At 40.6% G+C, this 22,285-nt stretch carries 21 protein-coding genes; 4 read left to right on the top strand and 17 right to left on the bottom strand.

What is annotated here, in order from left to right:
* Nucleotides 1–26: 26 nt before the first annotated feature.
* The 3 genes from H5201_RS15890 to H5201_RS15880 all read right to left on the bottom strand — a co-directional run bounded on the left by H5201_RS15890 (nt 27) and on the right by H5201_RS15880 (nt 6,139).
* Nucleotides 27–1,517 (bottom strand): tryptophan halogenase family protein, encoded by a 1,491-nt coding sequence (locus tag H5201_RS15890; RefSeq protein ID WP_182785064.1) that lies wholly within the window; start codon nt 1,515–1,517, stop codon nt 27–29.
* A 7-nt stretch (nt 1,518–1,524) separates the two neighbouring features.
* A complete protein-coding gene (locus tag H5201_RS15885) occupies nt 1,525–3,060 on the bottom strand; it encodes a tryptophan halogenase family protein (protein WP_182739222.1) in 1,536 nt (511 codons plus the stop codon).
* A gap of 106 nt (nt 3,061–3,166) precedes the next feature.
* The gene (locus tag H5201_RS15880; protein ID WP_149980989.1) at nt 3,167–6,139 is read right to left on the bottom strand and encodes a TonB-dependent receptor; all 2,973 of its coding nucleotides are present in this window, start codon (nt 6,137–6,139) and stop codon (nt 3,167–3,169) included.
* Nucleotides 6,140–6,622: 483 nt separating this feature from the next.
* Here H5201_RS15880 and H5201_RS15875 point away from each other — a divergent pair, with 483 nt between their 5' ends.
* Nucleotides 6,623–7,087 (top strand): GNAT family N-acetyltransferase, encoded by a 465-nt coding sequence (locus tag H5201_RS15875; RefSeq protein WP_259399711.1) that lies wholly within the window; start codon nt 6,623–6,625, stop codon nt 7,085–7,087.
* 59 nt (nt 7,088–7,146) lie between these two features.
* On the opposite strand, the gene H5201_RS15870 is transcribed toward H5201_RS15875, so the two are convergent.
* Both H5201_RS15870 and H5201_RS15865 read right to left on the bottom strand, forming a co-directional pair.
* The gene (locus H5201_RS15870) at nt 7,147–8,196 is read right to left on the bottom strand and encodes a GGDEF domain-containing protein (protein ID WP_182718898.1); all 1,050 of its coding nucleotides are present in this window, start codon (nt 8,194–8,196) and stop codon (nt 7,147–7,149) included.
* A 220-nt stretch (nt 8,197–8,416) separates the two neighbouring features.
* Nucleotides 8,417–9,310: a TIGR01777 family oxidoreductase gene (locus H5201_RS15865; protein WP_182785063.1), complete on the bottom strand. Its 894-nt coding sequence runs from the start codon at nt 9,308–9,310 to the stop codon at nt 8,417–8,419.
* Nucleotides 9,311–9,444: 134 nt separating this feature from the next.
* Here H5201_RS15865 and H5201_RS15860 point away from each other — a divergent pair, with 134 nt between their 5' ends.
* Nucleotides 9,445–10,485, top strand: a complete 1,041-nt coding sequence (locus H5201_RS15860; protein WP_149980992.1) for an AI-2E family transporter — start codon at nt 9,445–9,447, stop codon at nt 10,483–10,485.
* 12 nt (nt 10,486–10,497) lie between these two features.
* Here H5201_RS15860 and H5201_RS15855 read toward each other — a convergent pair whose 3' ends face one another.
* The 5 genes from H5201_RS15855 to H5201_RS15835 form a co-directional block, all read right to left on the bottom strand.
* Nucleotides 10,498–10,908 (bottom strand): hypothetical protein, encoded by a 411-nt coding sequence (locus tag H5201_RS15855; RefSeq protein ID WP_182718900.1) that lies wholly within the window; start codon nt 10,906–10,908, stop codon nt 10,498–10,500.
* Nucleotides 10,895–12,232: an ATP-binding protein gene (locus H5201_RS15850; protein WP_149980994.1), complete on the bottom strand. Its 1,338-nt coding sequence runs from the start codon at nt 12,230–12,232 to the stop codon at nt 10,895–10,897. Before H5201_RS15850 ends, H5201_RS15855 begins: the two co-directional genes overlap by 14 nt.
* Entirely contained in the window at nt 12,226–12,900 is a 675-nt protein-coding gene (locus tag H5201_RS15845; RefSeq protein WP_058558569.1) for a response regulator transcription factor, read from the bottom strand. The genes H5201_RS15850 and H5201_RS15845 overlap by 7 nt, the downstream gene beginning before the upstream one ends.
* Nucleotides 12,901–12,903: 3 nt before the next feature.
* Entirely contained in the window at nt 12,904–13,167 is a 264-nt protein-coding gene (locus tag H5201_RS15840; RefSeq protein WP_145233630.1) for a PepSY domain-containing protein, read from the bottom strand.
* A 218-nt stretch (nt 13,168–13,385) separates the two neighbouring features.
* On the bottom strand, nt 13,386–13,688 hold the full coding sequence (locus H5201_RS15835; RefSeq protein ID WP_182718901.1) for a YciI family protein: 303 nt from the start codon (nt 13,686–13,688) through the stop codon (nt 13,386–13,388).
* Nucleotides 13,689–14,004: 316 nt separating this feature from the next.
* Between H5201_RS15835 and H5201_RS15830 the strand changes: the two genes are divergently transcribed.
* On the top strand, nt 14,005–15,429 hold the full coding sequence (locus H5201_RS15830) for a sodium-dependent transporter (RefSeq protein ID WP_182718902.1): 1,425 nt from the start codon (nt 14,005–14,007) through the stop codon (nt 15,427–15,429).
* A 66-nt stretch (nt 15,430–15,495) separates the two neighbouring features.
* Here H5201_RS15830 and H5201_RS15825 read toward each other — a convergent pair whose 3' ends face one another.
* Together H5201_RS15825 and H5201_RS15820 are read right to left on the bottom strand one after the other, a co-directional pair.
* Complete coding sequence (locus H5201_RS15825; RefSeq protein ID WP_182785062.1) at nt 15,496–16,137, bottom strand: CPBP family intramembrane glutamic endopeptidase; 642 nt, start codon at nt 16,135–16,137, stop codon at nt 15,496–15,498.
* Nucleotides 16,138–16,197: 60 nt separating this feature from the next.
* Complete coding sequence (locus tag H5201_RS15820) at nt 16,198–16,791, bottom strand: inner membrane-spanning protein YciB (protein WP_182785061.1); 594 nt, start codon at nt 16,789–16,791, stop codon at nt 16,198–16,200.
* A gap of 175 nt (nt 16,792–16,966) precedes the next feature.
* Between H5201_RS15820 and H5201_RS15815 the strand changes: the two genes are divergently transcribed.
* Nucleotides 16,967–17,236: an HU family DNA-binding protein gene (locus tag H5201_RS15815; protein ID WP_145233641.1), complete on the top strand. Its 270-nt coding sequence runs from the start codon at nt 16,967–16,969 to the stop codon at nt 17,234–17,236.
* 60 nt (nt 17,237–17,296) lie between these two features.
* Here H5201_RS15815 and trpA read toward each other — a convergent pair whose 3' ends face one another.
* The 5 genes from trpA to H5201_RS15790 all read right to left on the bottom strand — a co-directional run.
* A complete protein-coding gene (gene trpA, locus H5201_RS15810) occupies nt 17,297–18,127 on the bottom strand; it encodes a tryptophan synthase subunit alpha (RefSeq protein WP_149980999.1) in 831 nt (276 codons plus the stop codon).
* Nucleotides 18,124–19,308 (bottom strand): tryptophan synthase subunit beta, encoded by a 1,185-nt coding sequence (gene trpB, locus H5201_RS15805; RefSeq protein ID WP_145233645.1) that lies wholly within the window; start codon nt 19,306–19,308, stop codon nt 18,124–18,126. Before trpB ends, trpA begins: the two co-directional genes overlap by 4 nt.
* 7 nt (nt 19,309–19,315) lie before the next feature.
* Nucleotides 19,316–20,680, bottom strand: a complete 1,365-nt coding sequence (gene trpCF / locus H5201_RS15800) for a bifunctional indole-3-glycerol-phosphate synthase TrpC/phosphoribosylanthranilate isomerase TrpF (RefSeq protein ID WP_182718903.1) — start codon at nt 20,678–20,680, stop codon at nt 19,316–19,318.
* Nucleotides 20,673–21,701: an anthranilate phosphoribosyltransferase gene (trpD, locus tag H5201_RS15795; RefSeq protein ID WP_259398526.1), complete on the bottom strand. Its 1,029-nt coding sequence runs from the start codon at nt 21,699–21,701 to the stop codon at nt 20,673–20,675. Before trpD ends, trpCF begins: the two co-directional genes overlap by 8 nt.
* A 53-nt stretch (nt 21,702–21,754) precedes the next feature.
* Nucleotides 21,755–22,285: glutamine amidotransferase-related protein (locus tag H5201_RS15790; protein ID WP_182785060.1), on the bottom strand; the 531-nt coding region annotated here is incomplete at its 5' end.

Below are 22,285 nucleotides of genomic sequence, written 5' to 3'. Positions count from 1 at the left end.
TAAAGGGCTTTTTATGCTCACTCAGATTACTCCGCAGAACAATATTGTTGTAAGAACGCTTTATGTGTTGGCAATTGTGCCACGCGTTGAGTAATTTGCTGTTTGATACTGAGCAGAAAGTGGCTTAACTCATCATCACTCATCAGGCTTGCAATTAAATGGTATTGTTTGGGTTTGATACCTTGACCCAACATTACTTGCACCCATGAGTCGACTCTAAAAATATCGCCGTCATCTAAAAATACCCGCCCAGTTTCTTTGAATAAACTAATTTTATGAACAAGGGTATCAGGCACTTCCATATTTTTACAATGACGCCAAAATTCGCTATCAGTGCGATCAGTGACTTTATAATGCAAGACAATAAAATCACGAATATTTTCAATCTCACTTTTTAGCTGTTTGTTGTATTCGTGGATTGCTTGTTCGGTAATACCATCAAATGGAAATAGCCGGATAAAGCGAATAATGCCCGACATAATTAAATGAATACTGGTAGATTCAAGTGGTTCAACAAAGCCACTGGCAAGCCCCAGAGCAAGGCAGTTTTTATTCCAGCCTTTGCGGCGGCGGCCAGTTTTAAATTTAATTACTCTGGGTTCAGTGAGAGTTTCACCTTGAATATTACTGAGTAAAAGCTGCTTTGCATCAGTATCGTTTAAATAACGGCTACAATACACTAGACCATTACCTACGCGCTGTTGCAGAGGAATTTGCCACTGCCAGCCTGCATCATGTGCTATTGAGCGGGTATAAGGCACTATATCATCGCTAATGGCTCTAGTTTGTACTGCAATTGCGCTATCGCACGGCAGTAAGTGTGACCAATCTTCATAGCCGGTATGCAAAGCCTGTTCAATAAGTAGTCCGTTAAAGCCGGTACAATCAATAAAAAAATCACCATTTACGATACTTTCATCTGCAAGAGTTAGGCTGTTTATGAAGCCCGAAGTGGCGCATTTATTAACGTGGATTATTTTTCCCTCTAGACGTTTAACCCCTAGTTGTTCTGAAAATTCACGTAGGAATAATGCATAACGACTCGCATCCATATGAAATGCATAATTAATTGGATTTTGCTGATTAAAAGCACACTTACCTTGTTTAGCTGCTTGCAGTTCATAACAGTAATCACCAAACTCGGATTCAAGTCCTAATGTTAAGCTGTGTAGCCAAAAATGATGAAATTCACCTGCCCAGCATTCTTTGCCCGTCATGCCAAATGAGTGAATATAATCGGTGTTTTTTTCGCCCCAGTTTTCAAAACTGATCCCTAATTTAAAGCTTGCTTGGGTAGCTTTCATAAATGCTTGCTCATTTATGCCAAGTAATTTATGAAAAGTGCGGATCGGTGGAATAGTAGCTTCACCAACACCAACCGTAGCAATGTCGTCGGATTCGATAAGGGTGACATTGATATTTTTACCAACGAGTTTACTGAATGCAGCCGCAGCCATCCAACCAGCTGTACCACCGCCAGCGATCACCACATTTTTTATAGGTTTGTTGTGTGTCATTGTCAGGTTAAGCCTTATTGTTTAAAAGTTGATTTAATAATGCGCGATTTGTTGGTAACCCTTGTAAGTATTTGGCAATTTTTTCACGGTTTTGCTGATAAAAATACTGCCCAGCTTTAGCGTTATTAAAGGTATTTTCTGCTGTTGTATTTTGCGTGTGAAAGCCCATTCCATACAATACATATTGATAGCTGGCAGAGGGGAATACCTCTTCGTTTTCAATTAAATCAAACCTGCTTGGTGGTTGATATTGCCAAAGTGCCAGCAATTCATTCAAACGAGTAGGAATGCTCGATGGTTTTTTTATATCACGCCAGTATTGACTATCATCACGTTCACTTAATATGTAATGTAACTTTAAAAAGTCGATTACTCGCTGCCAGCGATAACTAAAGCGCTGATTAAATCGTTTAGCCAGCAAGTCCATATGAGTACGGTTTTGCGGCATTTGTTCGCTTAACATGCTGATTGAAAGCTCCACCATCGCCAGTGCTGATGCTTCAAGTGGCTCTATAAAACCTTGCGACATACCAACAGCAACACAGTTTTTTACCCAAAACTGTGTGCGGTAACCAGGAAGAAAACTCAGCTTGCGAGTTTGTATTTGCTCGGCGACTTGTTCACCAACAGATAGCGCAGCATAGCTCTTTAACGTGTTCACAGCGGTTTGTTCATCGCAGTATTTATCGCTATAGGTATAACCGATACCACGACGACTCGGTAGACCAATATCCCAGATCCAACCATGTGGCTGCGCCGTTGATAAAGTGGCTGAGGCGATCTCTTGTTGATTATCGTTATAAGGGAGATGTGCAGCGATAGCGCTATTATTAAAAAGAATATGATCTTGTGTGATAAGCGTTGCGCCATAGTGCTCACCAATCAAACGCGCCCGAGCACCGGTACAATCAATGAATAAGTCGCCGTCTATGTCACCGTGCTTTATGGTGGTGAGTGAATGAATATAATCGTCATGACTATTTTTTACTTCGATGACGTCATCAATAATATGATGCACATTGAGTTTTTCTACGCAGTGGTGTTTTAAAAATGTGGCAAACTTACCGGCATCAAGATGATAGCCGTAATTAGTGACCGCCGCGTATTCTGGTGTGTGTAACTGCTTAGGTGCAAGTGCTGCTTGGCAAACAAAGCTTTGCATATTAACGGCGTCGGCATATTTTTGAGTGCTTGCATGATGTTGCCAGTAAGCGTGTAAATCGGTTTCTAAATAGCCTTCGGGAGTCATAAACGGATGATAGTAGTTTTCGCCTATATTTATGTTACGCCAGTTTATGAATTTTGAACCTTGCTTAAATGAAGCATCGCAGTGACGTATAAAATCTATTTCTTCGATACCAATTCGCTTGAGCGTATTGCGCATAGACGGCCAAGTGCCTTCGCCTACACCTGAAATAGCAATGTTTGCAGACTCTATTAAGGTAACCTTTTGTTTAGGGTGTTCAGCGGCTAATAGCCCTGCACTTAGCCAACCTGCTGCGCCACCACCTAATACCACAATGTGTTGTATTTTATTATTCATTGTGTGCTCTGTTGTTTTAATAAAATTGCTATTAACCTGCAACGCAAAAAGCCGCTAACAACTAGCGGCTTAATACTCATGGCGTTAATGAGTCAATAACCCTTGCTTAGAAGTTATAACGCATACCAATATTATAGCGTGCACCATTTTGTTCTAAATTCCATAACTGTGCTTCATACCGGCCATGTTGGCGCATATTTTGTTCAGTAATGTTAAGCCCTTCGACAAAGAACGACATTTGTTCACTGTAGTTGTAAGCAATATTAAAATCAATTTGGTAATACTCTTCTGTAAAGCCCGGTTCGTTAACGTAACGGGCAGCACTGTTTAAGAATTTATCACGCCAGTTATAGGCGATACGCGCCTGAAACTTATCGTTTTCGTACATGGCTATAAAGTTAGCTGTGTCGCTTAAGCCAACAAGGGCAAATTGTGTGACGGTTGGATCAGCGGCTACATTATAATCAATATCACCATTTACTATGGTGTAGTTAGCTTGTAAGCCAAAACCCGTGTCGCCAAAGAAGTGTTGTACGGCAAATTCATAACCATCAATTTTGGCATCTTTACTGTTGGTTGGTACTTGTGCCGTAAAGTCCATCAGTGGGTCATCACTGTTTGGTAGAACGTCGTAAGCGGCTTCAAATTCTTCATAGCTCATCGAGTCAAATGCTACACCATTTTCCATTGCAGCGACCATTTGGAATAAATTTGAATCAGTAAACGCAAGACCTTGTGCCTCAAGCTCTGCTTTGGCTGCTTGTGCTCTTGGACCCGCAGATGCATCGCGTAAGCCGTAGTAGTTTTGAGTCATTGGTGATAGACCAATAAAATTATCTACTTTTTTATTAAAGTAACCAATCGACACATAACTTAGATCAGTGAAGTACCACTCAGCAGATACATCAAAATTATTCGATTCAAGTGGGACAAGGCTAGGGTTACCAGTTGCTGCTGGTGCATTAGTGGTGCCTGGAATGATCGAAGGGCCGGTAGGTACACCTACCGTTGCCGCAGAACTTAAATTGTCGTAAGTAGGGCGGGCAATAGTGGTACTGTAAGAGGCGCGAAGAGTCACATCCTCAATAACGTTAATGTTAAAATCTAAGCTAGGTAAAAAATGGTTATAGCTTGAGCTCAAGGAATAGTCATCTTTATTGGTGCCGTAACGCACATTAAAGTCGTTGTTACCTTCCCATGCAACTGCATCAGGTAAATCAATATTAGCAGTTGAGGTAATATCGGTTGTTTCATAGCGCGCACCAATCACAAGGTTAAATACCATACCATTGATTTCGTTACTGTAATTATATTGTACAAATGCCGCTTGAATATCTTCTTCAATAGTGCGATTTGTTGCAAAGGCGCCATCAGCCGCAAAATTGAACCCGTATTGATCTGCCGCCCAGTAACCAATCTGTGAAGCACTACCGGTAAAGCCTTGATCAAACGAACCACTGGTATCGTAATCATCAAATTCGGCTAAAAAATTAGTTGGATCTAAATAGCCATCGGGTAGTTCACCAGGGTTTTCAATGCCCCAGTTACCCATTGTATTACGTGTTAGCGATTGTAAAGAGTGACTTTCCATTGAGCGTGACTCAATACCAAAGTCGATACTGCCGTTGTCTATGAGATAACTACCGTGTAGTCGAAATTCATCAACGGTTGATTCTTGACTTGCAAAGTTTGCATCTAAAATTGAGCTACCTACATCAGCTTGATCAAGCGCTCCTGAGCAGTTTAGATTTGTGCGACTACAGTCATCGAAATCTATTACCATAGAGGGTAAGTCACGGCTAAAGTCAACTTGTTGTGCGGCCACGACATTGGCACCTAAGCCTGCATTTATCCAACTACCATAAGGCGCATCGGGTTTGCTGGTGGCTTTTGAGCTGTGGGCATCAAACGTAAAGTTCAGTTGATCACTAAAGTAGTATTGAAGGTTTAAACCGATTGAATTATTTTCGTTTACTTGATTTTGCTCTTGTAATGCTAAGCCTAAGTCGCGAGTGGATAAGTCGCGGCGTTCTTCACGGTAATAAATAGGTGTTTTAACAGCATTGTCATCAAATGTTAAATGGGTTTTATAGTTGTCCATCCAAATTGATTGCTCTGCACGGGCTTCAAATAACTCTTGCTGTGAGTAAGTATAATCAAGTGTTGCGGTAAACGAGTCAATAGGGCTGTATTGCAATGTTAATTGAGCATTAGTACGAGTTCGCTCACGATCTGCAATGGTGTAGCGCAAGTCTGATGGCATTGAATAATACTGGCCCATCGCAGGAGCATTTTCTAATACAATGTCATCTGCTGCTTGAGGGATGGTGCCATCATATTCTGTGGTGCGCCATTCGCCAACAAATGCCCCGGTTGCTGAACTATCACGCTGTTGCATACTTGCTGTGAGTGAAGCACCAAATTTAGCATCTTCATCTGTCCAGCTAAAGATCCCTGAAATTTCTGGAGTAACATCATCGCCGACACGGTTAGTTGTATCGTGCTGTGCTTTAACACCAATATTGGCAACTAGGCCAGGGTTATCAAGCGGACGAGCAGTATTGATATTAATGGTTGCACCAATGCCACCAGATGCGATGCTTGCTTTACCTGTTTTATATACTTCCACTGATTTCACACTTTCTGAGGCAAGATTAGCAAAATCATAGGCTCGAGAGTTTGGAGCACCACCACCAGCAGGAAGAGAGGCCGCAGGCATTGTACGTCCGTTTAATGTCACCATATTATAATCTGGACCAAAACCACGCACCGTCACTTTAGAACCTTCACCATTGCTGCGGTCAATTGAAACACCGGTAATGCGTTGCAGCGATTCAGCTAAATTAGTGTCTGGAAATTTACCAATGTCTTCTGCAGAAATGGCATCAACAACCCCAGAAGAGTAACGCTTAAGCTGAGTTGATTCTTTGATACTGCCTTTAAAACCGGTGACTTGAATCACTTCTAATTCACTTTGTTGTTCAACCTCGGCGGCAAACGTAGACATAGTGGTTGCGGCACCTAAAATCAAAGATAAGCTGGTGGCTAACTTTGTTTTCATTAAAATATGCTTGGACATTAGACTTCCCTCGTACTGTTATCATTATTATTTACTCGCCACAAAAATGCGGCGGTATCACTGTGTGTGGAAGCGCTTCCATAGCGGCTTGTATTAATTTCTGTGGAAGCGCTTCCAGAAAGGCTAGTGTAATTTTTATGTTGCGTCAACAACTGTGTTTAATTTATTGCAGCTAAAATGTATTAAATTTGTTTATTTGGATGTGGTGTTTATTGTTTTATATATAATTATCGGTCAATTATTTTTTATTTTCATCTTTGTAACTTTATTAGGTAAATGAGTGTTCGCATGGTTTTTATGCCCATAAATATGAAAACAACTGAACTTAAACGGGAGGCTAATTGAATGATGGAGTAGCAATTAGCATAAGTAAAAAGTACCTTATTGTTATTATCTAATTGCGGTTGGTATATTTATAACGTATTGTTTGTTATCAATTAACATGGAATATATCGTAATTCCCGAGATTAAGTAAGAGTCGTTATGTTGTTAACTCACGTCAGAAATACCCACATAAAAGAAATCATGTCATGGTTTTTAAATGAAGAAGAAGTTCATGCATGGGCTGGGCCTAATTTTAGATACCCGTACGATTTTAATTCTTTCAAAAAGGGTTTAAAACTTGATGAAATAAACTCATTTGTATTGCTTGCTGATGATAATACGCTAATGGCTTTTGGTCAGTTTTATTTACGTATTGGTCGTTGTCATCTAGGTAGGTTAGTGGTTAACCCTGAGTATCGTGGTGGTGGCATTGTAGCAACACTAATTACGCAGCTCAGTGAACTAGGTCAATTAACTTTAGCTACGCAAACATGTTCTTTATTTGTATTAGCTCATAACAAAAGTGCGATTAAAGCGTATAAAAAACTTGGCTTTGGGCTTGCTGATTACCCAGAGCCAATACCACTTGCTAATTGTTTGTATATGACAAAGACACCAGGCTAAGTTTAATCAGTGGTTATACTCAGTGGACTCAGTGCTTAAAAAATTACAATTCAGTTCGGTTACATAACACCGTTGGCAACATGGTCGGTTTGTTGATCACTAATAACCACTTGATCTCGGCCTTTTGCTTTAGCGATATATAAGCGTTTATCGGCTTGATCTAACAGTGTTTTAATTGAAGCATTGGCATCATAACTACTGCTAATTCCCACACTTACTGATAAATTAATAGTGTTTCCTTTAAAACGTAAGCTATGCCCTCTAATTGCATCACAGAGTTTTTGAGCAGTTACCTGAGCTTGATTAAGAGATTGATCAGGGAGTAATAAAGCAAACTCTTCACCACCAATTCGCGCAGCAATATCGTTATCATTTAGCTGTGCCATGATATGTTGCGCGATCCATTTAATAGCGGTATCACCTGTGCTGTGACCATATTTATCATTAACACTTTTGAAGTAATCAATATCGATCATAACTATCGAAAATGATTGCTGATATGCAACGCCTTGTTTGAGGAGTTTTTCACCTTGCATAAAAAAACCACGTCGATTTAAGAGGCGGGTGAGCACATCGTGATTGACTAGTCGCTGAAGGTTTTCTTCAATATTTACAAATAATAAAAACGGCAATACCAAAGCTGTAGCAGTCGCTAGAATGACATGGCTTACTAAAATTATTTGTAGCCAAAGACTATAATCAGTTGCAGAATTACTAACCAAAGGAGCTAATAACATAAATGCTTGTATATACATGATCAAACAATGGCTAATAAAACAGCCGGACAAGATTTTTTGTTGCATTGGTGCTACGCATTTCATCTTATGAACTAAACATGCGCCGTAAATAAAGAGTGTTGCAATAACAATACTTGTCACCAATTGGCCTGCTGTAATAGCATAGATTGGTAGTAACACAATTGCACTGACAATCACTAAGGTTAAAAAGTGCCGGTTAGTATTTTTAGTGAGGTTAGTTACTTTCTGCAAACCAATAAGAGCGAGTATAGGACTAATTATGATGCACATATCAGCCAGATAGTGCGTAATAAAAGGGTTATCGAGCACTATTCGCAGGCATGCTAAAATTTGCGCGGCCACAAATACCATACACGACCCGCCTAAGTATAAATAACAGGGTTGTTTTTTATAATTATAAACGGTAAAAAAAAGCCGCCGATCAGGACATTCAAAAGTAATGATGTGCTCATCACAGTAGGTAAATGTAGCATTATGAATCTGCCTTGTTTAATCGAGCTGCTTTAGCCACTGTTGTTATAATTATTATGTATTAGTATTTAAATAGCAAGGTAGTATTAAATTGCTGCATTTATTGTAATAGGTTTGTAAGTGCACTGTCTAATTTTTTATAACGAAAGCAATAGTTGCTATCAAGTGCTTTAGTTGGTTGTACATATTGTCCGTAAAGCAGCAAATCTGCCATTTCACCCATTACTAATTTTAGTACCCATGCAGGCATAGTTATTTTTGCTGGTCGATTTAATACCTTACCTAAACTTTGACTAAATTCGCTATTTGATACAGGTGTTGGAGCGGTCATATTAATTGCGCCGCTGAGTTGCACGTTATTGATAATATGTATAATTAAATTAATCATATCCTCGATATGTATCCATGACATGCCTTGCTGGCCATCAGCAATAGGACCACCTAGTGCTAATTTAAATGGTGGTAACATTTTGGCTAATGCACCACCATTGTTAGCTAAAACGATACCGGTACGTAATAAACATACTCGAGTATTGACTGATTCTGCTTGCAGGGCGGCTTGTTCCCAATCATGGCATAGTTGATGACTAAATTCAGGGGTCACATCAACAAAGCTTTCGTCAATTACGGTGGTTGATTGGCGACCGTAAAATCCGACCGCACTGCCTGATATAAAAGTATGCGGCGGTGTATCGCATTGGTTAATTGCAGCGCTAATTTGTTGAGTGAGCGAAATACGGCTGTCTCGCAGTATTTGTTTTTGTTTGTCGCTCCAGCGTTTATTTACGATGGGTTCACCGGCTAAATTAATAATGCAATCGAGATTATTAAAATCAACCTCTTCAAGGGAGTCAGTCGCATGAATATTCTCACCTAACAGTTTTGTCGCATTTGCAGGATTGCGGGTGAGTACTGTCAATTGATGTTCTTTGTTCAGCTCAGGGCACAAATGACGACCGATCAGGCCTGTTGCGCCAGTTATTAAGATATGCATAGCAGTATAAAACTCTTTTAGTAATTATTTATTGGTTATACGTAGGGTAGGCTGCTTTGATCACTTTGCAAATATTTCATTCTACAGACTTTTCACATACACTAGCTGCAGTTTATATTTTAAAGGATTGTAGTTTGGCTAGTTTAACTGGGGTAAACAAAAGTTTAGTTATCTTTGCAGCGTTGGTGGTTGCTTTAGCCGGTATTAAAGCGGCAAGTGTAATTGTCATTCCGTTTGTACTTGCAGCATTTATTGCCATTATTTGTAGTCCTTTATTAAGTTTTTTTGGTCGTTACAAAATACCTAAAGGCATCGCGATTATGTTAGTGATGTTGATGGTGGTTGGCTTAGGGGTTAGCCTTGCCAGCTTAGTCGGGCAATCATTGACTGACTTTTCACAGCATTTACCTGAATATAAAAGTAAGTTACAGGATGAGTTTATTTGGTTGGTTGATGTTGCTGCCAAGTACAATATTTTGCTCAATAAAGAGCAAGTCATATCAATGTTCGACCCGGGAAAAATGATTGATGTTGCCACCGGTATGCTGACTGGCTTAGGTGGTGTGATGGCAAATTTGTTCTTAATTATTTTAACTGTGGTATTTATGCTTTTTGAAGGGCCTATGCTTAGTCATAAAATTCATATGGCATTAGACGATCCTGATATGAAAATGCAGCAAATAGACCGTTTTTTAAATTCTATTAATTCTTATTTAGCGATCAAAACAGTGGTGAGTGTTGGTACTGGTGTATTAGCCGGGCTACTACTGTGGATCTTAAATGTTGACTACTTCGTGTTATGGGGAGTAATGGCATTTATGTTTAATTACATCCCTAATATTGGCTCTATTATTGCCGCTATCCCAGCTGTTTTATTAGCTTTGATCACACAAGGCCCATTGGTCGCAGGGATCGTAGGTGCAGGTTATTTAACTATTAATACCGTGATGGGTAATATAGTCGAACCAAAGTACATGGGCAAAGGTTTAGGGTTGTCGACCTTAGTGGTATTTTTATCATTGATCTTTTGGGGCTGGCTGATTGGCACTGTAGGTATGTTGTTATCGGTGCCACTGACGATGATTGTTAAAATTGCCCTAGAAACCAGTGATGAAGGACGTTGGTTAGCGACTCTTTTGGGTAATGGTGAAGAAATCGAGTCACCGTCTAAATAGCCACAGTAGTGGTTAGATAGGTTGTTTTAATAAAGTGATGTGCTGCTCTAACATACGCAATTCACAGCGTTTATATACAATAGCAGCTTGGGTGGCGTTAGGTACTTTGTGTAAATAACGCCATTTACAGCTGTCTTCCACGTATTTATCATGACTAATAATGCTACGTTTAAAGATTGGTAGCAACTGAGTATTACCGCTATCTTCTTGGATCTTATTTAAATCTAAAGTGATTTTATTTATCCAGGTTTGTTGAATGCGGGTTAAGCTTTCTATTTGTTTATCTAAACATTGAATATATTTTTTAGCTTCATCAGGTGTTGCTTGCTCAACGACAGTACATTGCTCTTCTGCTGCAAACGTTGTTGTACTCAGTGCTAAAAGTAGTGCTGAGATTGTTGTTAACCGACTATTTTTTATCATTATAGTTAAACTCTAAAATAAATTTCGCGCCGCCTAAGGTATCAGCATCTAAAATAGTCAGGGTACCGTGATACGACTTTACTAAATCTGACACAATCGCCATACCGACACCATGCCCGCTTTCGTAGGTGTCCAAGCGGGTACCTCGAGTAAGTAAGGATTCGCGTTTATCAATCGGCACACCGGGCCCATCATCACTAATAGCGATGGTGAGATTGCGTTTTTGAATGACTTGGATATCGACTTGTGAACGACAAGCTTTACAGGCGTTATCAATTAAGTTACCGAGTAGTTCGAGTAAATCAGTTTTGTCACCTAAAAAGTAATCTTTGTCTTTAACCGCATGGGTAAAAATAATATCTTTATCGCGGTAAACTTTACTCATTGCATTGAGGATTGAATCGAGCACCGGCTTAATGGCTGTTTGTTTTTTCCAAGTATCAGATGCACCTGTTGCAGCACGTTTTAATTGGTGTTCGATCATCACATTTATACGGTCAAGCTGCTCTTGGGCATCGGCATCGTTGGCAAGCGGGCTCGATTTTAATACTGCCAGTGGCGTTTTAAGCGCGTGAGCTAAGTCGCTTAAAGACGCACGATAGCGCTCTTTTTGGCGTTGCTGAGTTTCGAGTAGTAAATTTAAATCGGCTTTTATAGTTTGCAGCTCAACAGGATAAAGTCCTTTAATTTCTTGAATATCACCCGACTCAATGGCTTTTATTTCTTTATCCAAGCGTTGCAATGGCCGCGCGCTCCAGACAAAGCCCACAGCCATTAATGCTGCAATGGCTACACCCATGACGTACATCCAGTTTACAAGGGTTTGTTTAAAACCATCCATTAACCGCAGTAGAGCATCGTTGCGTTTTAATAAAATAAAGCGGGCATGCTCTGACTGGTCAATGTTATTTAAAATGACGGTGAGACTAAGTTGCCAATACACGGTATTTTTATATTCCACACGACGAAAATCGGCAGCGCCTGCTTTGGTTTCTAGTTCGTCAGGCACAAAGTTAACATTTACCGCCGACTCAGAGTGCCATACAGGCTGCTCTTCACGATAGATCATCGCATAAGTATCAGAGTTTAAACGATTCAATTCAGGAGCTAAAATAGTGCTGGGCATGATAATGCCGCGCTCAGTAAAATCGACTTCTGAAATTAAAGAATATAAATGGGCTTCGAGGGTTTTTTCGGTGGCTTCGACTAATGAAGCGTAGTACGCCTTACCAATAGAGAAGAATAGGATAGGTAAAGCGACTAATAAAACAAAGACAAGGATAAATCCTTGCCTTACTTTTAACGGTATTTGCGATGCTACCACTGACTTTTAAGCCTGTAACCGCGTCCGCGTAGTGTTTCTACTGGATTTAAAGTACCATCAGGGTCAAGCTTTTTACGTAAGCGCAGTACGAATACTTCGATTACATTTGAATCTAAATCAAAGTCTTGATCATATATGTGCTCTGTAAGCTCAGATTTAGAAATCACTTTTTGTGGATTAACCATTAAATACTCAAGCACTTTGTATTCGTATGCGGTGAGACTTAGTTCTCGGTCATCAACCCACACTTGTTGTGAGCGGGTATGAATTTTAATAGGCCCAGCAGTCATTTCAGGATTTGCTTTACCTGCGCTACGACGAATTAACGCATTACACCGCGCTATTAACTCTTCAACATGAAATGGTTTAGTTAAATAGTCATCAGCACCAGCATCAAGTCCTTCAACTTTATCTTGCCAACGGTCACGTGCTGTTAAAATCAGGATTGGAATGGTGACCCCTTGTGCACGGGCTTTATTGATCAGTTCAATACCATCGATTTTTGGTAAGCCTAAATCAACTACCGCCATATCAAGAGGATATTCTGTGATGTGAAATAAACCAGCTTCGCCATCATGACAGAGATCGACACTATAACGTTCTTTTTCTAATGCATTACGCAGATTGTCTGCTAAGTGTAAATCATCTTCAATTACTAAAATTCGCATTTCTTAATCCTTCTTCACTTCGCCGGTCTTTTTATTGACATGAACGTCGACGACATGGCCGTCCGATTTTAATATTCTTACAGTATAAATATCGTTAAGTACGGTAATTTTAAGAGTTTTACCATCTTCGACTTTTTTAGCAAGCTCAACAGCTTGTTTTTTATTGATCTCAGCTTTATTGACTTGAGATGCAGCTTGGCTACTAGTCGAAAAAACACTCGAAAATAGCACAGTGATGGCGACGCTGAGAGCTAACACAGTACGCATGATGAGAAACTCCTAAACCAGACCTGAATAGTTTAATGAACCAAGTAGCTATAATTCAAGTGAAAAATCACTAAATCTGATGATTCAATGCAACAGAGTTTAATTAACATCCGGTGAACAAACACTGAATTGTGGTGATTTGGCTCTAAGTCTTATAGCCATTGCATTAAATTCTGGTTCATTTAAACAGTGTAATCCAGTTTGGTTGTTGGTTTTACTTAGCCAGGAAAAACTTTCTTAAACGGTTTAACTTGTGAGTTTTCATATACGCCACCGTTTACGTAAGGATCTGCTGCAGCCCATTCGCGAGCCGCTTCTAATGAGCTAAATTCTGCAATCACTAAAGAGCCAGTAAAACCAGCGTCAGCTGGCTCGGCGCTATCAATGGCAGGTAATGGACCTGCTGTCAGTAATCGGCCTTGCTCCTCTAATTCTTGCAAGCGTGCTAAATGAGCAGGGCGGGCGGCTTTTCTTAATTCTAAGCTATTTTCAACATCAGTTGAGTAAATCATATACAACATGGTGTGTTCTCTGGATTTCAATATTATTGGAATTATGCTGATATTAGCACAGCAAAATTAATAGGCGAATAAATTGCGATTAGTTTAGAGTCTTACTAAAGCGCGAAAGCTTTACGCAGTTTTTAGTTAACTTTCGAGGCTATAAACTGATGCTGCGATTTAATCACTGTTAGCTTGAACAAATTTTAATCTTAAAAGAACAACAACCTCTAAGGTTTACAGTATCATTATATTTTTAAGTGGAATCTGCTTGAAAAGCCCAGCACAACACTGGTAGAGTCGCTTGAATGGTACAAAATAATAATAAGGTTTTTAAATGAGCGATACTCGTGAGCATTTTAGCTCCCGCCTCGGATTTATATTAGCAGCTGCTGGCTCTGCGGTCGGTATTGGTAACTTGGTTGGTTTTCCAGTCTCAGCAACAAAAAATGGTGGTGGTGCATTTTTGCTCGTTTACGCGCTATTTGTTGTGTTTATTTGTTTGCCGGTAATGATGGCAGAGATGGCAATGGGACGCCAAGCACAAAAAGATCCACTAGGCTCTTACAAGTTATTATCAGGTAATGATGCTAAGTGGAGTTTTGCTGGCTTTTTAGCAGTATTAACCCCGTTTATGATTGCAGTGTTTTACATGGTTATTACAGTCTGGATTTTTGGTTACTTAAGCCAAGTTGCGGTTGGGAACTTAGATGTGTTGGCTGATCCAAAAAGCTTTGGGGTGTTTATTAATAGTTCCAGCGTGTTTGCGTATATGGCAGCCGTGGCATTAATTGTTAATTTGATTTTAGTCGGTGGTGTTAAGCAAGGGATTGAAAAAGCAGCTAAGTTTTTAATGCCCGCATTGTTCGTATTGCTAATCGCATTAGTGGCGTATGTATTGACGCTAGACAATGCTATGGCTGGCGTTAAGTACTATATTATCCCTGATTTTTCTAAGATGAATGCCAGTGTCTTGAATGGTGCATTAGCGCAAGCGTTTTTCTCATTGTCGTTGGGTATGGGTATATTGATGACTTACGCTTCATATATCTCGAAAAAGGATGACATTGTTGGCAGTGCTAAAATGGTTGCACTGACTGATTCACTGGTGGCGTTTATTGCCGGTCTTATGGTGCTACCAGCTATCTTTAGTTTTAACCCAGATACTGATCCTACTAAATTGTCTGACTCATCTGTGTCGATGATTTTTGAGTTTTTACCAAAGATTTTACTCGCGCTACAAACTGATATTGGCTATGTTGGTGCATCAATTGTTGCGTTTGTGTTTTTCTTGCTGGTATTTTTTGCTGCAATTACCTCGTTGGTATCCATCGTTGAGGTGCCAACAGCTACGCTAAGTGACCGTAAAGGCATAAGTCGTAAAATGGCGTTACTGATATTAACTGGTAGCATCGGTGTACTGACAGTGTTATGTACTATGTCGTTTGGTATGGTTGAAGGGTTAACTTCATTTACTAACTATGGTGGAGCGTCTAAAAGCTTATTTGATATTGTGTATGATGTATTTTACGACACTATCTTGCCATTGAATGGTTTAATGGTATGTTTATTCGTGATGTATCGCTGGAAAAAAGTACGTTTAAGTGAAGAGCTAAGCCAAGGTTGTCCAGGCTATGCAGGTAGCTTTACTGAAAAATACGTTAATTTTTCGCTATCAACCTTTATTCCGGTAATTTTAGTAGTTATATTTATTAATACCGTAGCGACTAAGTTTTTTGCTATGAGCATTTTCGGTTTTTAATTAATACAACTAATTGAGCTTCCCATAATTAAGCCGTGTTAAGTATCATTAGCACGGCTTTTTCAGTTAAGAGATTGTTGCCGAATCTAAGTACTGACCTATTCCTAATGTAAACATCCACAGTCCCCATAAGCTGTGTTCGATAACGCAGACAAACGTGGAGCGGCTTTGAGCATAGGTAAATGCAAATAATAACCCGCCTATAAATGCCAGTAGTACTGCCACCCAATTAGCATAAACAATATGCGCTAAAGCAAATACTGTGGCGCTAACAATTATGCGCACCGTTTTTTTTGGCATGATGCGTTTATAACGATGAAAAAAATAAGTTCGAAATATCAACTCTTGCGGCATGACTGACAATAATGGATAGAACGCGAGTAACATTAACCAGTCATTAAATGAGTTTCGAGGCAGCATAAACCAATTACCTTGATTAATGATCCCGTAAAAAACCCCTGAAAACAGTGCGCCGATAAAAAAGAAACTAAACAGTCGGCGTTTCACTGCGGAAAATTGACCAAGGCTGGTAAGTCTAAAGCGTTTAAAGTGGGGATCGCCTAGCAGCAGCATACCGCACACACTCATTAACACGATTAACGCGGGGATCAGCCAATTAGCAAGGTAGGCACGAAGGTAAAAACCCAGCAAAGGAAGGCATACAAATATAAGGGTAAATTCAAACCAGCGGTATTGATTGGCGTTCAAGGTCGTCTCAGCGTGATTTTGTATATTAGGCTAACAAGCTAAGACGACATATTTATGACATTAAGAGCGCTTTTTATCGTCTACTTTTGGCTCATCTTCATCGGGTAAATATTTATACAACATGATGATAGTGGCAAAAAGACTGACAAACGTGATCCCCATTAAGCCAAACACTTTAAAGTTAACCCAAAAATCGAGAGAAAAGTTATAAGCGATATAAATATTTAACGCTGATATTCCCGCTGTGATCGCTATCCACAATATGTTGAGTTTATCCCAAAGCGACTCAGGTACGGTAATTTCTTGCTCAGAGTCTGATGCATTATTTAAAATGGCACTGAGTGCTTGTTTAACTAAATTTTTACCAAGAAAGTAGCGACTGCTCAATAAGCTTAATGAGAGCACAGCGTAGATGATAGTGGCTTTCCACTTTACAAATTGTTCATCATGAAACACCAGTGTAAGAGTGCCTAAAATCACGGCAATGGCAAAAAACAACCACTGGCGTGTAGGTACTTTGCCTATTTTAAAATAAGAATAAGCGACCTGCAGAAAAGTGGTGCCCATTAATAATGCCGTTGCCCAGTAAATATCAACTAACTTGAATACCGCAAAAAATAAAATTAGCGGAATAAACTCGATTATTGCATGCATAGAATGCCCAAAAAAATAAAACCAAAGAATAGTTGCAGAGGTTGTATCAACTTATTGTGTTGTTTACAAGGTTGACTTAGTAGTTACTAACCCTTAGCCTGCGTGCCTTTGTATTCAATCATTACCAAAATCTGCTGAACAGTGACTGAGTAAGCGGTATTTTTAGGAGCATTTTATGAATAAAGCACAACTGATTAGTGCAATGTCTGCACACAGTGAATTAACTAAAAAAGATTCTCAAGCGGCTTTATCAAGCATGCTTGCAGCCATCACTAAATCATTATCAGAAGGTGATCAAGTGCAAGTAAATGGCTTTGGCACGTTTGCGTTAAGTTATTATCCCGCACGTACAGGACGCAACCCACAAACGGGAGAGGCAATAGACATTGAAGGCGCTAACAAGCCTGTATTTAAAGCAGCAAAAGCGTTGAAAGAGAGTCTTTAACGCGTTTGATTACCAGAAAAGGGCCGCAACAGGCCCTTTTCTTATTTTCGAAGTATGAATTTACAGCGCAGTTGCAGCTTTCATGCTCGCTACGAACTGTTGTAAACCACTGAGCATAGCTTGAGGGGTATCGAGATTCGCTTCAATAATTTTCACTACCGCCGAGCCAGATATAGCACCCGCTGCACCGGCATTAAGTGCTGCTTTTACATCATCAGGGGTTGAAATCCCAAAACCTAATAACGCAGGGGCGCTGTGGTATTCTTTTAGTTTAGTGACAATTGATGTCGCCGGCATTTGTGCTTTAGTTTCTGTGCCTGTTACACCCGCACGAGATAGTAAATAAGTATAACCACGGCCATAAGAGGCACATTCGCGTAAAGTGTCATCAGGTGCGTTAGGCGTGGCTATAAAAATGGGGTCAATGCCATTACTCATTGCCGCTTTGCGAAACATTTTAGATTCATGAAGCGGCACATCTGCAACTAGAATTGAGTCAACGCCAACTGCTTTGGCATCTTGGTAAAAAGCCTCTAAACCGCGTTTAAACACTAAGTTCGAATACAACAATAAACCAATTGGGATATCAGCATTGTACTGGCGTACTTGCTTGATGATATCAAAGCAATCTTGGGTATTTATATTTACTTTAAGAGCGCGAATATTGGCAGCTTGAATAACTGGGCCATCTGCTATTGGGTCTGAAAATGGAATACCCAGCTCTAAGCCATCAGCGCCGCCATCAATTAAGCTTTTGATTATTTCAACACTCAGTTCTTTATTTGGATCGCCAATTGTAACAAACGGCACAAATGCACCTTGATTTAGCTCGCTTAAACGGGCGAACATTTTACCGTAGCGGTCTGTTTTTTGAATTGCTGTCTGGCTCATAACTGATCCCCTTTAGAAAGTACATCCATAACGTGTGATAAGTCTTTGTCGCCGCGACCACTTAGATTCACTACTAAAATTGACTCTTCAGTTTGCTGCTCTGCATACTTCAGTGCGTAAGCTAGTGCATGACTTGATTCGAGCGCAGGAATAATCCCTTCGTTTTTAGCCAGTAATTGGAATGCTTCTAATGCTTCGGTATCTGTAATACCCACATATTGCGCACGGCCAGTTTCATGTAAAAACGCATGTTGTGGGCCAACAGCTGGGTAATCAAGACCCGCTGAGACAGAATATGATTCCTCAATCTGGCCATCATCATTTTGCATTATATAGGTATAAGTACCGTGCAAAATACCTTTGGTTCCTTTACAGATTGTTGCACCGTGCTCGTGGGTATCAAGCCCTTTGCCAGCGGGCTCTACGCCAATGAGTTTTACACTTGGCTCGTCAATAAAATCTGTAAACATACCAATGGCGTTAGAGCCACCGCCTACACAAGCAAGCACCGCATCAGGGAGGCGACCTTCAGCTTTTAATACTTGTTGTTTCGCTTCTTCACCAATCACTTTTTGGAACTCACGAACGATGGTAGGGAATGGGTGAGGACCTGCAGCAGTACCAAGTAAGTAATGCGCTTCTTTATAATTTGCTGACCAATCACGAAGCGCTTCGTTTACGGCATCTTTTAATGTGCCAGAGCCTGCAGTAACCGGGATCACTTCAGCGCCCATTAGTTTCATTCTAAATACGTTTGGTTGTTGGCGTGCCACGTCTTTAGCGCCCATATAAATACGGCATTTTAAACCAAGTAATGCACACGCAAGCGCCGTTGCAACGCCGTGTTGGCCTGCGCCTGTTTCAGCAATAACTTGTTTTTTACCCATGCGTTGAGTTAATAGTGCTTGGCCTAACACCTGATTCGTTTTGTGCGCGCCACCGTGCAGTAAATCTTCACGCTTTAAGTATAATTTTACTTTTGGGTTTTTAATTAAGTTACGCGTTAATGTCAGCGGCGTAGGACGGCCAGCATATTCATTAAGTAACTTTTCCAGTTCAGCTTGAAAAGCCGGATCTGTTTGCGATTTATTAAATTCGTTTTCGAGTTGTTTAAGTGCTGGTACTAGCAATTCTGGGACAAACATGCCGCCAAATTCGCCGAAATAAGCTGGATTATTCATATTGACCTCAATATTTACGGATGCTAATAAATGCATCATTTAATTTGTTTGGGCATTTTTTACCGGCGCTTTGCTCAACCCCTGAATTTAGGTCGAGTCCATGCGCACCTTGATATAATGCACCTTGAATATTTTCTGGGTTTAAGCCACCAGCAAGCATAAATGGCTGCTTAGTCTCTTTGAGTATTGCCCAATCAAAGGTCTTACCGGTACCGCCAGCTTGTGTATCGCTGTGAGTATCGTATAAGTGGCGATCAACGCCATTGACAGGTGCTGGCAAGCTATCCTTCACAGCTTGCGCCTTCCAAATCTGGCAATTACTTGGTAGCAAAGGACGCAGTTCGTTTATATAGACTGCGTCTTCTTGGCCATGTAATTGCACTGCTGCAAGCTTTAAGCTCTGAGCATGATTGACAACGTCTGCGATTGTTGCGTTTACAAATACGCCTACATAGGCAAGCGGGGCACTTTGCATAACTTGTTTTGCACAATCTAAATCAACAAATCGAGGGGATTTAGGTGCAAAAATTAGCCCCCCATAAACGGCACCACTTTCATAAGCGGCAATGGCATCTTGGCTACGGGTTAAGCCACAAACTTTGTTTTCACCTAAAATTACGCTTCGACAAGCGCGCTCTAAATCACGCTCAGCCATCAGTGAACTACCGATTAAAAAGCCATTACACAACGGGGCCAAGCGTTTTACATCTTGGTGTGTGTAAATACCTGATTCTGAAATAACCACTTTGTTATCAGGAATAAGCTTTCTTAGTGCCTCTGTGGTAGCTAAGTTTGTGCTCAAATCACGTAAATCACGGTTATTAATACCAATAATTTGCGCATTGAGTGCAAGAGCTCTATGTACTTCAGCTTCGTTACTCACTTCGGTGAGGATTGCCATGTTTAGGCTTTTTGCAACTTTTTCAAGCGATTGATATTGCGTATCATCGAGTACTGACAACATTAATAAAATAGCATCGCCGCCATAAATACGGGCCAAATAAATTTGGTATTCATCAATAAAGAAATCTTTACAGATCAATGGTTGCTCTACTTGACTGCGCACAAATTCGAGATAATCAAAACTACCCTGAAAATATTTTTCATCGGTTAACACACTGATGCAGCTAGCGTAGTTTTTATAAACACGGGTGATCTCGGCTAAATCAAACGGCTCTCGAATAAGGCCTTTTGATGGCGAGGCCTTTTTGCATTCCAAAATAAACTGAGTGCCAGGCGCTGAAAGGGCTTTATAAAAATCACGATTTGTGGGTATTGCTTGATGCTTAAAGCTCTCAAGAGGGCGCTTGGATTTGCGTTCGATGAGCTCTATTTTTTTATCTGTAACTATTTTGTCTAATACATTAGCCATTACTAACCTCGGAGTTTGCGTATTCTTTATTACTGCTTATGACAATGGCATTTAAGGTATTCAATGCACGGCCGCTTTGTAAAATCTCTTTAACTTGCATCGCGGCACTTTTAAAATCGTCGGCTTTATTGGTTAAATAAAGCAACGCAGCAACGTTAACAATAATGGCCGCATTGTGCGCGTCGGTGCCGTTACCAGCTAAAATAGCCATGCTAGCCTTGGCGTTATATTCTGGCCCTTCACCGGCAAGTTGTTCAAGTGAATAGTTTGCAAGACCAAAATCAGCAGGGGTAAGTGTGTACTGGCTGATTTTTCCGTTGTTAAGCTCTGCGACGGTCGTTTCACCGTGCAAGGCTATTTCATCGGTACCCGAGCCATGAACGACCATTGCGCGCGGTGTACCTAACGTTTTTAAGGTGTGTGCCATCGCTAAGCATAAACTTTCATCATATACCCCCAATAATTGCACATCCGGTGCTGCTGGATTTGCCAATGGCCCTAAAATATTAAAAATAGTACGGGTTTTTAAGGTCGTTCGCACACCCATAGCATGGCGTACGCCGCTGTGATAATGCGGAGCAAACAAAAACGTAAAGCCGGTTTGCTCTAAACACTGCGCCGCGTGTGCTGGTTTCATGTCTATATTGATGCCCAATGCTTTGAGTAAATCAGCGGAGCCGGAGTTGCTCGAAACACTGCGATTACCGTGTTTGACCATATTTATACCGCAAGCTGCAGCAACGATGGCGGCGGTGGTGCTAATATTAATAGTGTTTGAGCCATCGCCGCCAGTGCCACAACTATCGACAAGGTTTGTTAAGTGAGTAATAAAAGGTATCGCATTAGCACGCATCGATGCGGCAGCTCCTGCGATTTCGTCGCTTACTTCACCTTTTATTTTCAGTGCCACTAAGATGGCTGCTAGTTCGATGTCATTTACTTTGCCTTGCATAATGGCATCAAATAACTGTTGGCTTTGACTAAAGCTTAATGATGTTTGCGTTAATAACACATCAATCATTGAGCCAATGCTCGCCTCACTGGCTGATTGTTGGTTTACTGACATACTATCCTCTACTGCTGTGCACTGGCTAAAAATTGCATACTTTGTTGAAGTAGCGCGGCGCCATTGGGCGTCAAAATAGACTCAGGATGAAATTGATAGCCAAGGGCTTTATCGTCACGATGATAAATTGCCATCGGTATTGACTCATAGTGGGCTATCACTGCAACACTGTCGGGTACTTTCGTGGCCATCAGTGAATGATAACGTGCCACAGGCATACGTTCACCCATACCTGCAAATACTGGGTGCTCACCAAGCTCTATGATTGATGATTTACCATGTACGGTTTCTCCAGCATGGCCAATAATACCGCCATAACTTTGTGTTAGTGCTTGTTGACCAAGGCAAATCCCCAACATTGGAAAACGGCCTTTGCATAGTTCAATCAATGCCATTAAACAGCCCGCCGCAGTGGGGGTGCCTGGGCCCGGCGACAGTACTAAAATCACTGGTTTAGTTTCCGCACACATTTTGTCATAAATCACCTGCGCGTCTATGTTGTTACGATATACCACTAAATCGCTGCCTAACATAGAAAG

Origin of the sequence: Pseudoalteromonas sp. SG43-6, from assembly GCF_014164365.1 — a bacterium.
Taxonomy (GTDB): Bacteria; Pseudomonadota; Gammaproteobacteria; order Enterobacterales; family Alteromonadaceae; genus Pseudoalteromonas; species Pseudoalteromonas rhizosphaerae.
Note: the sequence above shows the minus strand (reverse complement) of the source record. Positions and strands in the feature narration are given on the sequence as shown.